8 protein-coding genes are annotated in these 12079 nt (G+C 70.5%); 3 read left to right on the top strand and 5 right to left on the bottom strand.

Annotation, left to right across the window (positions count from 1 at the left end; genetic code table 11):
• Positions 1-94: 94 nt before the first annotated feature.
• The 5 genes from F7Q99_RS31235 to chvE form a co-directional block, all read right to left on the bottom strand.
• Positions 95-1060, bottom strand: a complete 966-nt coding sequence (locus tag F7Q99_RS31235) for an expansin EXLX1 family cellulose-binding protein (protein ID WP_230211100.1) — start codon at positions 1058-1060, stop codon at positions 95-97.
• A gap of 211 nt (positions 1061-1271) precedes the next feature.
• A complete protein-coding gene (locus tag F7Q99_RS31230) occupies positions 1272-3893 on the bottom strand; it encodes an RICIN domain-containing protein (RefSeq protein WP_153467724.1) in 2622 nt (873 codons plus the stop codon).
• A gap of 275 nt (positions 3894-4168) precedes the next feature.
• Positions 4169-5404, bottom strand: coding sequence for a multiple monosaccharide ABC transporter permease (mmsB, locus tag F7Q99_RS31225; RefSeq protein ID WP_153467721.1), 1236 nt, complete (start codon positions 5402-5404; stop codon positions 4169-4171).
• 3 nt (positions 5405-5407) lie between these two features.
• A complete protein-coding gene (gene mmsA / locus F7Q99_RS31220) occupies positions 5408-6955 on the bottom strand; it encodes a multiple monosaccharide ABC transporter ATP-binding protein (RefSeq protein WP_153467719.1) in 1548 nt (515 codons plus the stop codon).
• Between the two features lie 95 nt (positions 6956-7050).
• Positions 7051-8133: a multiple monosaccharide ABC transporter substrate-binding protein gene (chvE, locus tag F7Q99_RS31215; protein ID WP_326847372.1), complete on the bottom strand. Its 1083-nt coding sequence runs from the start codon at positions 8131-8133 to the stop codon at positions 7051-7053.
• A gap of 306 nt (positions 8134-8439) precedes the next feature.
• Between chvE and F7Q99_RS31210 the strand changes: the two genes are divergently transcribed.
• The 3 genes from F7Q99_RS31210 to F7Q99_RS31200 all read left to right on the top strand — a co-directional run bounded on the left by F7Q99_RS31210 (position 8440) and on the right by F7Q99_RS31200 (position 12075).
• Positions 8440-9429, top strand: coding sequence for a LacI family DNA-binding transcriptional regulator (locus F7Q99_RS31210; RefSeq protein ID WP_153469318.1), 990 nt, complete (start codon positions 8440-8442; stop codon positions 9427-9429).
• 286 nt (positions 9430-9715) lie between these two features.
• Positions 9716-11410: a ribulokinase gene (locus tag F7Q99_RS31205; protein ID WP_326847371.1), complete on the top strand. Its 1695-nt coding sequence runs from the start codon at positions 9716-9718 to the stop codon at positions 11408-11410.
• Complete coding sequence (locus F7Q99_RS31200) at positions 11407-12075, top strand: L-ribulose-5-phosphate 4-epimerase (protein ID WP_326847370.1); 669 nt, start codon at positions 11407-11409, stop codon at positions 12073-12075. The genes F7Q99_RS31205 and F7Q99_RS31200 overlap by 4 nt, the downstream gene beginning before the upstream one ends.
• The last annotated feature ends 4 nt before the right edge of the window (positions 12076-12079 follow it).

The following is a 12079-nucleotide window of genomic DNA, read 5'->3' as shown; positions in this document are numbered from 1 at the left end:
ACAACCGGCTTGAGCGTAGCAGTGCCGGTCTCCGGGGTGGGGCGGTGGTCGCCCCGGCGGGGGATCACTGCCGGCCGACGGGCGAGCGGCGCGGTCAATGCCGGGCGAACTGGACTCGGGTCGGCTGGGCGACGTCCGGCTTCACCGCGATCCCGTCGACGGTCAGTTGCTCCCCGTAGACGTCGGTGACCCTGATCGGTCCGCCGCACCCGCTTCCGTCGGGGGAGAGGAAGTAGTTGTAGTCGGTGCGGGACAGCTGCCGCCAGCCGCCGGCGGTCCGGACCTCCAGCGCCGCCACCGGGTTCCGGTGGCCGATCACCTGGATCCCGCACCACCACTGGCTGGACCCGGTCTTGTAGCGGATCGACATCGTGTCCGGCGCCGCGCCGGGGCTCAGCACCGTCCAGGTGACCGGGAGGCGGCCCACCGAGAGATCAGCCAGTTTGGCGAAGGCCTCGTGGCTGAGGTCGAGCTGCCCGGGCGCGCAGGGCAAGGGGCACTCGTTGACGATCCGCACCGTGATGCTCGCCCCGTTGGCGGCGCGGACGAGTACGGCGGCCCCGCACGCCCTGGACGACTCGTAGTCGGTGTGGTTCATCGCCGCGATCATGAGGTCGCCGGACGGGCCGAACGAGCAGGCGCCGTTGCCGTCGGCGGCGTCGTAGGAGGTCGCGACGCCCTGGTAGCTCGTCCCGGGCTTGATCCGCCCGGCCAGGGACGCCGTGGCGGGCGCGGCGCCGGCACCGCCGGTGGCGGCCGACGGTGACGGGGTGGCCCTGGTGGAGGTGGCGACGGGGGTCGACGGCTGCGGCGTGCGACTGGCCGACGGCGACGGGGTGCCGGTGGCGGCGGGCGAGGGGCTGGTGACCGACGGCGGTGCCGCCGAGGGCGTGGGATCGGCCGGGACGCCGGTGCCGGGAGGCGCGCTCGGCTCGGTGGCCGCGGCGGAGGCAACGGCAGCCGGCTCCGCGGCACCCGTGCCGCCCCCGCCCCGTGGCAGGAGCGCGAAGGCCAGGCACACCAGTACACCGACCGCCACCAGCGCCAACGGAATGCCCATGACCAGCCCACGCCTGCGGTTCGACTGCGGGGCGGCGTGCTTCGTTGCCCTCATTCCTGTCCATTCGGTAGATCGACTCGACGTTGCACTGCCCAGTGGCCGCCGGGAACGGAAAGGTTGCCGCGCTGGCGCAGGTTTCTTCCCGGCGTTCTCCCGGGGCCGGCCCGTGGGCGGGCGGCGCAGATCCCCGCCCGCCCACGGGCCGTGCCGGTCAGGACGGGTCGCCGTAGACCACGCCGCGGCCGTAGCCGCCGAGGTACACCCGGCCGTAGACATCGGGATCGCCGGAGATGACGTTGATGACGCTCCCGCCGAACTGGTGCTGGTCGTCGTTGATCCGGACCCAGGTCGAGCCGCCGTCGGTGGAGCGGAACAGGCCGATGACGCCCTTGATTCTTCCGCTCAGGTAGATGGCCTGGTAGCCGGCTCCGGGCGCCGCCTTGCCGAAACCGACGGCGCCCGCCTGCTCAACACCGTCGAGCCTGCGGAAGGTCGCCCCGCCGTCGGTGGAGTGCCGCAGCCCGTTGCCCCCGCCGGCGATCCACAGGTCACCGGCGACGCCCGGGACGGCCTTGAGCTGCCCGTCGCCCAGCCCGGTGGCCCGGGTGGTGAAGTGCCGCCCGCCGTCGGTGGAGGCGTACAGGGCGCCGCCGCTGAGGGCGTAGAAGGTGTTCGCCGCCGAACGGTCGGCCACCACGGTCGCGTCCTTGGGCAGACCGGAGACCGCCGCCCAGGAGGCGCCCCGGGTGGTGGAGAGGAACGGCGCCTGGCCCGCCGGGGTCCACACCACGGTGCCGCCGTCCGCCGAGACGGCCGTGGAACCGCCGCCCGCGTCGTTCACCGGAGCCGCCGCGAAAGGAGTCCAGCCGGCTCCGCCGTCGGTCGACCAGGCGCCGTGCTGCGCGCCGCCGAGGCCGACCCGAACCATGAACTCCGGCTTGCCCTGGGCGAAGTCGATGCCGGTGGTGTTGGTGAACAGCGGTCCGCTCAGCGCCTTGGCGGGGACCTTGGTCAGGTCGTCGTGCCGGAATCCGCTGACGTCGCCGAGCGCGCTGATCAGTGGGAGACCGGGGGGCTTGATCAGTCCGAGCGTCGCGGTCTCCTCTATGCCTCTTGCGGGGACGGTCCAGTGCGTCGGACGCCCGCTGTCCGCCGCCGTCACGTCGGTGCTGCCCCACATGCCGGAGCCGGTGCCGTACAGCACGTGTCCGGGGTCGAAGGGATCGATGGCCAGCGCGCCCATCCAGTGCCCGATGCCGGTCCCCACGTACGGTGCTGCGGAGTCGTCTCGCACCGAGGTCGCGCCGAGTGCCTTCCAGGTGGCGCCACCGTCGGACGAGCGGTAGAGCTCGTCGGAGGGCCACCAGCGGTCCAGCGTGGTGACCATCACCGTGGCCGGGTGCTGCGGGTCGACCGCGAGACCGGCGAAGCCGTAATTGCCACTGGATGGCGAGACGTTCTTCCAGTCCCCGGTGGACGGCGTGTACTTCCACACCGAGCCGGCCGTCACCCCGTTCGGGCCGGGCGCGTTGGTGTACGTCAGGTAGAACGAGCCGTCGCCGGACAGCACGCCGTGCTGCGGCAGCTGGCCGGTCGGCTGGCCGGGGACGGCCTGCCAGGTGGCGCCGCCGTCGGTGGAACGGTACAGCGAGGTCGACTTGTCGGCGACCCCGACGTAGATCGTCCTGCTGCCGGACGGGCCGAAGGTCACGAAGGACAGGCCGACGCCGCTGCTCGCACCGTCCTTGACGGGGAAGCTGCCGACCTGGCTCCAGGTCGCGCCGTAGTCGGTGCTGCGCCAGAGGCCGTTCTTGCGGGTGCCCAGGTAGAGCGTGCGGTGGTCGGAGGGGTCCACCACCAGCCGCTCGCCCATGGACCGGCCGTCCTCGTTGCCGCCCAGCTTGAACGGCAGGTCGGTGCGCTGGAACGTCCGGCCCTGATCGGTGGAGCGCAGGATCGCGGCGTTGCCCGCCCAGTCGTTGGTGTAGGTGCCGCTGGCGAGGTACAGCCGGTTCGGGTCGACCGGGTCGGTCGCCAGGCTCTCGACCCCGAGCAGGTTCCAGTCGGCGCCGCCGATCCAGTCGGTCAGCGAGGTCCACCGTCCGGCGGCGGCGTCCCAGCGGTACGCGCCGCCGATGTCGGTCCGGGCGTACAGCAGGTCCTTGCGGGCGGGGTTGAAGACCAGTCCGGTGACGAAACCGCCGCCGACGATCTGTGCGTTGTGCCAGGTGTACCCGCCCGTGCCGGACACCTTGACCAGCTTCCACTGCTGATTGGTGCTGCCAATGTCGCCGTACTGGATGAGCGGTACGCCCTCCTCCTTGCCGCCGCCGCAGACGTCCAGCACCATGCCGCTGCCGCGGGAGACGAACTTCACCGCTCCGCCGCCGACGTCCTGCATCCGCCACTGCTGGGCGGCGGCGGCGCGGTCGGTCTGCTGCTCGACGGCGGCAACGGGCTGAGAGGAACCACCGCGCACTCCGAGGACCTTGTGGGTGCTGCGGTTCTCCAGCTCGTAGTAGCCGTCCCCCGCCAGTCGCAGCCGCCACTGCTGGCTCGCGGCCCCGGCGACGCGGTTCATCTGCCGGGCCCAGGCGCCGTCTGCGGCGTCCGCACCGGGCACGTCCAGGGCCTTGTCACTGCGGACGGACACCAGGGTGTAGTACGCGTCGGGATCCACGGATGCCGCGTTGGAGTCGGCCTGCACGAAGAGCAGGTACGGGCCGAGCACGCCGGGCACGCCCAGGGCCAGGCCCAGCGTGGTCCAGCGCCGACGGTGGCGCCCGCGGGGGCGTCGGCCACGACCGTTCGTCGTGGGGTCCGTCTCGTTCATGCGGGCTACTCCTTGCTTCGGCCCCGCCGCCGTGAAACCGGCCCGTTCGGGCGGGGACGCAGCGGTGGTCGGCGGTGTGATGGGGACGACCCGAGGGTGTTCCGCCCTCGGTGTCGCCTGTCAGTTGCCGCCGGTGCGAAAGAGGTTGCCGCACATCGGAAGGTTCCGGCCGGGTCGCGAGCCGGAAGCCCGGCCGGCACGTGCCTGCCGGCCGTCAAGGCGCTCGGGGGCCGCCTTCGGCTGTGCTTCGTGACGAGCGGGAGCCGAGCAGTCGGTCAGGAGCCGGCCCGGCGCTTGTTGTAGACGTCGAATCCGACGGCCGCGAGCAGCACCAGACCCTTGATGACCTGCTGGTAGTCGGTGCCGACGCCGACCAGCGACATGCCGTTGTTCAGTACGCCGAGCACCAGGCCGCCGATGATGGCGCCGAGGACGGTTCCCACGCCGCCGCTGGCGGAGGCGCCGCCGATGAACGCGGCGGCGATGGCCTCCAGTTCGAAGTTGATGCCGGCCTGCGGGGTGCCGGCGTTGAGGCGAGCGGCGAAGACCAGTCCGGCGAGCGCCGCGAGGACGCCCATGGTGGTGAAGGCGAGGAAGACGACCCGCTTGCTCTTCACTCCGGACAGCTTCGCCGCCGCCTCGTTGCCGCCGATGGCGTAGGTGTGCCGGCCGATGATCGAGTTGCGCATCAGGTAGCCGAAGCCGACCAGCAGGGCGCCGAGGATCAGCAGCACGATCGGCACGCCGTGGTAGCTGGCCAGCAGCAGGGTGAAGACGGCCACGGCCGCGGTGATCACGGCGAGTTTGGCGACGAACAGTCCGAGCGGGAGCAGCTCCAGCCCGTACGAGGCGGTCTGCCGCCGGCCGCGCACCTCCTGGAGTATCGCGACGGCCAGCACGGCGAGGCCCAGCAGCAGGGTGAGGTTGTGGTAGTCGGTGTGCGGGCCGACCTCGGGGAGGAAGCCGCTGCTGATGCTCTGGAAGCCCTTGGGGAACGGCGCCACCGACTGGCCCTGCAGGAGAATCTGGGTGCCCCCACGGAACAGCAGCATGCCCGCCAGGGTGACGATGAACGAGGGGATCCCCAGATAGGCGATCCAGAAGCCCTGCCAGGCGCCGGCGAGGGCGCCGATCACCAGCGCGGCCAGCATCGCCACGGGCCACGGCACGTGGTGCTTGACCATCATCACCGCGGCGGCGGCCCCGACGAAGGCGGCCAGCGAGCCGACCGAGAGGTCGATGTGCCCGGCGATGATGACGATCATCATCCCGATCGCCAGGATGAGGATGTAGCCGTTCTGCTGGATCAGGTTGGTGATGTTGAGCGGCTGGAGCAGGATGCCGTCCGTCCAGATCTGGAACAGCAGCACGATCAGCGCGAGTGCGACCAGCATGCCGTACTGGCGCACGTTGCCCTGCAGCGCGCGGGCCAGGATGGAGCCGATGGAGGGGCTGGGGCCGGCCTGCGGTGCCTTCGGGGACGAATCCGGGATGATCTCGGTCTGGGCCATGCCTCACACCTGCTCGTTGCTGGATGCGGCGCTCATGGTCATGAGCCGCATGAGGGATTCCTGGGTGGCGTCGGCGCGTGCGACCTCGCCGGTGATCCGGCCTTCGGCCATGGTGTAGATCCGGTCGCACAGACCCAGGAGTTCGGGAAGTTCGGACGAGATGACGAGTACGGCCTTGCCCTGGGCGGCGAGTTCGGCGATGACGGTGTAGATCTCCGCCTTCGCGCCGATGTCGATGCCGCGGGTGGGCTCGTCGAGGATCAGCACCTCCGGCTCGGCGAAGATCCACTTGCTGAGGACGACCTTCTGCTGGTTGCCGCCGCTGAGCGTGCCGGTCCGGGCGAACACGGTCGGGGCCTTGATGTTCATGGTCCGACGGAAGGACTCGGCGACCTTGGCCTCCTCGTGCCGGTCGACGCGGCCGTACCGGGCGACCTTGCCGAGCGCGCTCAGCGAGATGTTCCGGCTGATGTCGTCGATGAGGTTGAGGCCGAGCTGCTTGCGGTCCTCGGTGACGTACGCGATGCCGTGCCCGATCGCCTCCGGCACCGTCCGGGTGCGGATCTCCCGGCCGTGCAGCCGCACCCGCCCGGCGGCCCACCGCCCGTACGAGCGGCCGAAGACGCTCATCGCCAGTTCGGTGCGCCCGGCGCCCATCAGGCCGGCGATGCCGACGATCTCACCGCGCCGCACGTTCAGCGAGGCGCCGTCCACCACCATGCGCTGCTGGTCGAGCGGGTGGCGCACGCTCCAGTCCTCGACCTCGAAGGCGACCTCGCCGATGTCAGGTGTGCGCTCGGGGTAGCGGTGCTCCAGGTCGCGGCCGACCATGCCGCGGATGATCCGCTCCTCGGAGATGCCCCCGGGGCCGATCGCGATGGTCTCGACGGTCCGCCCGTCGCGCAGGATGGTCACGGCGTCCGCGACCCGGGCGATCTCGTTCAGCTTGTGCGAGATGACGATGCAGGAGATGCCCTGCGCCTTGAGTTCCAGGATCAGGTCGAGCAACTTGCGGCTGTCCTCGTCGTTCAGCGCTGCGGTCGGCTCGTCCAGGATGAGCAGCTTGACCTTCTTGGCCAGCGCCTTGGCGATCTCCACCAGCTGCTGCTTGCCCACGCCGAGGTCGGCGATCCTGGTGTGCGGGCTCTCGTCGAGGCCGACCTGGCGCAGCAGTTCGGCGGCGTGGGTGAGCGTGCGGTGCCAGCGGATGATGCCCCGGGAGGCGTGCTCGTTGCCGAGGAAGACGTTCTCGGCGATGGACAGGTACGGCACCAGCGCCAGTTCCTGGTGAATGATGACGATGCCGCGCTGCTCGCTGGCCCGGATGTCCCTGAACCGGCAGGGCTCACCCTCGAAGAGGATCTCGCCCTCGTAGGCGCCGTGCGGGTAGACGCCGCTGAGCACCTTCATCAGGGTGGACTTGCCGGCGCCGTTCTCGCCGCAGACGGCGTGCACCTCACCGGCGGCGACGCTCAGGTTGACCTCGGAAAGTGCCTTCACGCCGGGGAACGACTTGCTGATCGACCGCATTTCGAGAACGGGTCCGGCCATGGTTGTGCGTCCGTATCGTTCGGGGCGGTGCGGGCTGCTCTCACGGGCGCCGCACCGCCGGTTCGGCAGGGGCCCGGTGAGCCGGGTCCCGCGGGCTACTTGAGCTGGTCCGCGGTGTACTGGCCGCTGTCGACCAGGACCTTCTGGTAGTTGTCCTTGTCGACACTGACCGGCTGGAGCAGCTGCGCCGGGACGGTCTTCACGCCGTTGTTGTACTGGCTGGTGTCGTTGACCTCGGGCTTGCCGCCGGTGAGCAGTGCGTCGCCCATCTGGACGGCCACCTTGGCCAGTTGGCGGGTGTCCTTGTAGACGGTCTGGGTCTGCTCGCCCGCGATGATCGACTTCACCGAGGCCAGTTCGCCGTCCTGGCCGGTGACGACGGGCAGCGACTTGGCGCTGCCGTAGCCGACGCCCTTGAGTGAGGAGAGGATGCCGATCGAGATGCCGTCGTACGGCGACAGTACGGCGTCGACGTGGGCCGAGGTGTAGGCCTTGCTCAGCAGGTTGTCCATCCGGGACTGGGCGACACCGCCGTCCCAGCGCAGCGTGGCAACCTGGTTGAAGTCGGTCTGGCCGCTCTGCACGACCAACTTCTTCTCGTCGATGTACGGCTTGAGAACGCTCATCGCGCCGTTGAAGAAGAAGCCGGCGTTGTTGTCGTCCGGCGAGCCGGCGAAGAGCTCGAGGTTGAACGGGCCCTTGCCGTCCTTGAGGCCGAGCTTGTCCGCGATGTAGCTGCCTTGGAGGACGCCGACCTTGTAGTTGTCGAAGGTCGCGTAGTAGTCGACGTTCGCCGTGCCGCGGATCAGCCGGTCGTAGGAGATCACCGGGACGTGGGCGTCGGCGGCCTTCTGCAGCACGTTGGTGAGGGAGGAGCCGTCGATGGCGGCGATCACCAGCAGCTTGGCGCCCTTGGTGATCATGTTTTCGATCTGGGAGACCTGGTTCTCCACCACGTTGTCGCCGTACTGCAGGTCGGTCTTGTAGCCCTTGGCCTGGAACTCCTTGACCATGTTGGTGCCGTCGTTGATCCAGCGTTCCGACGACTTGGTCGGCATCGCGATGCCGACGAGCCCGCCCTTGGCCGCCCCGTCGCCGACCCCATTGCCGCTCTGCCCGCAGGCCGCCAACGAGAGCGCCAGGCCTGCAGCGACGAGGCCCGCAGAAATCTTCCGCACAGTTCCTCCAGTGATGTTCCGCGACCGGTGCAGAGGGGCCGGCCGGGAGCGGCCCCCGGGATCGAGGAAAGCAGCGGCTGCAGGGCTCGGCCTGGTGTGACATGAATGTTAACGTTCACAATGAAGCCGTCAAGAGCTGGAATCACGGTTCGGTTCCCGACGGACGGCAACGCCGGAGGGTTCGGCCGCCGCCAGCTTCCACGGGCTACGGGGCGGTCCGGAACCCGTCGCGTACTGTGGTCCACATCATGGAGGGGACTGCAAGTGGAAGCCGATAGCACCGGGACGGAACAGCGTCAGCCCGTGATGGCGGACGTGGCGAAACTGGCGGGTGTGTCCCACCAGACTGTGTCCCGGGTGCTCAACGGCGCCCCGCACGTCCGGCCGGACACCCGAGACCGGGTGCTGGCGGCCATCCGGGAGCTGGACTACCGGCCCAACTCCGCCGCCCGCGCCCTGGTCACCCGCCGGTCGCAGACCCTCGGCGTGGTGAGCTTCGACTCGACCCTCTACGGGCCCGCCTCGATGCTGGACGGCATCGAGCGGGCCGCGCGCAGCGCCGGGTACTTCGTGAGCGTGGCCAGTCTGCGCTCCCTGGACGGCCGTTCGGTCCAGGAAGCCGTCGACCGGCTGCGCGACCAGGGGGTGGAGGGCGTCGTCGTGATCGTGCCGCAGACCTCCACCGTCAGCGCGGTGGCCCGGCTCTCCAGCTCTGTGCCGCTCGTCGCGGTCGGTTCGGGCAACCAGAGCCGGGTGCCCATGGTGTCGGTGGGCAATCGCTTCGGGGCCGGAGAGGCCACCGGGCACCTGCTTGACCTGGGCCACCGCACCGTGCACCACCTGGCGGGCCCGGCCAACTGGCTGGAGAGCAAGGACCGAGAGGAAGGGTGGCGCCTCACGCTGCGGGCGGCCGGAGCCCCCGTGCCGGAAGTGGAGCGCGGCGACTGGAGCGCCCGCTCGGGCTACCGGGCGGGTCTGCGGATCGCCGGACTGCGGGACGTCACCGCCGTCTTCTGTGCCAACGACCACATGGCCCTCGGCCTGCTGCGCGCCCTGCACGAGGCCGGCCGGTCGGTCCCGGACGACATCAGCGTGGTCGGCTTCGACGACATCCCGGAGGCTGCCTACTTCATCCCGCCGCTGACCACCGTGCGGCAGGACTTCGGCGAACTCGGCCGCAAGGCCCTTGAACTGCTCCTCGACGAGTTGGAGGGCGGCGCCGTTTCCCGCACCCATCTGGAGATCTCCCCGGAGATGGTGCTGCGGCACAGCGTGGGCCCCGCCATCCGGCGTTGAAGTGCTGGGGTCTGTCTTCAGACTTCGCCGATTCCGGCCGTGACTCTCTTGACAGCGTAATTGTTAGCGCTAACACTCCATGTGAGCGTTAACAACAACGCCTTCCAACTCCGTTCGACCAAGGCGCTGCTCCCGCTTCCTGTGCCCGGTCCGCGGCCCCTCGTTCCGCCCTCCTGAGGGAGAGACAGCGGAACGAACCCTGTCGCCGGTGTCCCCGCCCCGGCCAGGTCGGGGATCGCACCGGCGGCAGGTGACAACTCAGGCCTCCCATACGAAGGATGAGGAAGTGACTGATCGCGCAGCGCACGACTCGGACCGATATGTCGTCGGCGTCGACTTCGGCACCCTCTCCGGCCGCGCCGTGGTGGTCCGGGTGCGGGACGGCGAGGAGGTGGGCACCGCCGTTCACGACTACCCGCACGCCGTCATCGAGCATGAACTGCCCGGCACCGGGCGGCCGCTCCCGCCCGACTGGGCGCTGCAGCACCCCGCGGACTGGTGGGAGGTGCTGCGCACCGCCGTCCCGGCCGCGCTCGCCACCGCCGGCATCGACCCGGCCCACGTCATCGGGATCGCCACCGACTTCACCTCCTGCACCGTCCTGCCAGTGCTCGCGGACGGCACCCCGCTGGCCGAGACGGCCGCATGGGCGCCCCGCCCGCACGCCTGGCCCAAACTCTGGAAGCACCACGCGGCCCAGGGCCAGGCGGACTGGATCAACACGCTGGCCCACGCCCGCGGCGAGAAGTGGATCTCCCGGTACGGCGGCAGGATCTCCGCCGAGTGGCAGTACGCCAAGGCACTCCAGGTTCTGGAGGAGGACCCGGCCGTCTACGCCGCCTGCGAGCGCTGGATCGAGGCCGCCGACTGGATCGTCTGGCAGCTCACCGGCACCGAGAGCCGCAACACCTGCACGGCCGGCTACAAGGGCATCCATCAGGACGGGAGCTACCCCAGCGAGGACTACCTCGCCGCGCTCCACCCCGACTTCGCCGACTTCGCCCGCACCCGCCTGGAGCACCCGCTCGCCCCGCTCGGCTCCCGGGTCGGCCCGCTCACCGCGCAGGCCGCCGAGTGGACCGGCCTGCCCGAGGGCATCGCGGTCGCCGCCGGCAACGTCGACGCCCACGTCGCCGCACCGGCCGCCCGCGCCGTCGACAACGGCCAACTCCTCGCCATCATGGGCACATCCACCTGCCACGTCGTCAACGGCGCGATGCTCGCCGACGTCCCCGGCATCTGCGGCGTGGTCCAGGACGGCATCGTCGCCGGCTCCTACGGCTACGAGGCCGGCCAGAGCGCCGTCGGCGACATCTTCGCCTGGTGGCTGCGCCAGGGCGTCCCCGCCGACTACCTGGCCGAGGCCGAGGCCAACGGCGAGGACCTGCACCAGCTGCTCACCCGCAAGGCCGCCGCCGGGCCCGTCGGCGCGCACGGCCTGGTGGCACTCGACTGGATGAACGGCAACCGCTCCACCCTGGTTGACCACCACCTGTCCGGCGTGATCGTCGGACTCACCCTGGCCACCCGACCCGAGGAGATCTACCGGGCCCTGCTGGAGGCCACCGCCTTCGGCACCCGCGTCATCGTCGAGGCCCTGGAACAGGGCGGCGTCCCCGTCACCGAGTTCATCGTCACCGGCGGCCTCAAGAAGAACGCCCTGCTGATGCAGATCTACGCCGACGTGTTGCGCCGCCCGGTCTCTGTCGCCGAGTCCGAGCAGGGCCCCGCGCTCGGCTCGGCGATCCACGCCGCCGTCGCCGCCGGAGCGTACCCAGACGTACGGACCGCGGCCGCCGCCATGGGCCGGGTCCACCCGGGCGCCTACCAGCCGGACCCGGCCGCCGCCGACACCTACGACCGGCTCTTCGCCGAGTACCGCGCCCTGCATGACCACTTCGGTCTCGGGGCCGACAAACTCCTGCACCGCCTGCGCGACATCCGGAACGCCGCCCTCACCACCCCGAGCGAGGCCATGTGAACGCGACCATCGACGCCGTCCGCCGCCAGGTCAGCGACCTGCACCAGGAACTGGTCCGCTACAACCTAGTGGTCTGGACTGCCGGCAACGTCTCCGCCCGCGTCCCCGGCGAGGAACTGCTCGTCATCAAGCCGAGCGGCGTCTCCTACGACGAACTGTCGCCGCAGAACATGATCGTCTGCGACCTGGACGGCAACGTGGTCGAGGGCGACCACGCGCCGTCCTCCGACACCGCCGCGCATGCCTACGTCTACCGCCATCTGCCCGACGTCGGCGGGGTGGTCCACACCCACTCCACCTACGCCTGCGCCTGGGCCGCCCGCGGCGAGGCCGTCCCCTGCGTCCTCACCGCGATGGCCGACGAGTTCGGCGCCGAGATCCCGGTCGGCCCGTTCGCGCTGATCGGCGACGACTCGATCGGCCGGGGCATCGTGGACACCCTCAAGGGCCACCGCTCACCCGCCGTCCTGATGCAGAACCACGGCGTCTTCACCATCGGCAAGGACGCCAAGGCCGCCGTCAAGGCCGCCGTGATGTGCGAGGACGTGACCCGCACCGTCCACCTCTCCCGCCAGCTCGGCGAGCCCCTGCCGATCGCGCAGGCCGACATCGACAGCCTCAACTTCCGCTACCAGAACGTCTACGGCCAGCCCCAGGCCCGGTGAGGAG

Origin of the sequence: Streptomyces kaniharaensis (genome assembly GCF_009569385.1) — a bacterium.
In the GTDB taxonomy this organism is placed as follows: domain Bacteria; phylum Actinomycetota; class Actinomycetes; order Streptomycetales; family Streptomycetaceae; genus Kitasatospora; species Kitasatospora kaniharaensis.
This window is presented reverse-complemented; position numbering and strand designations above follow the sequence as displayed.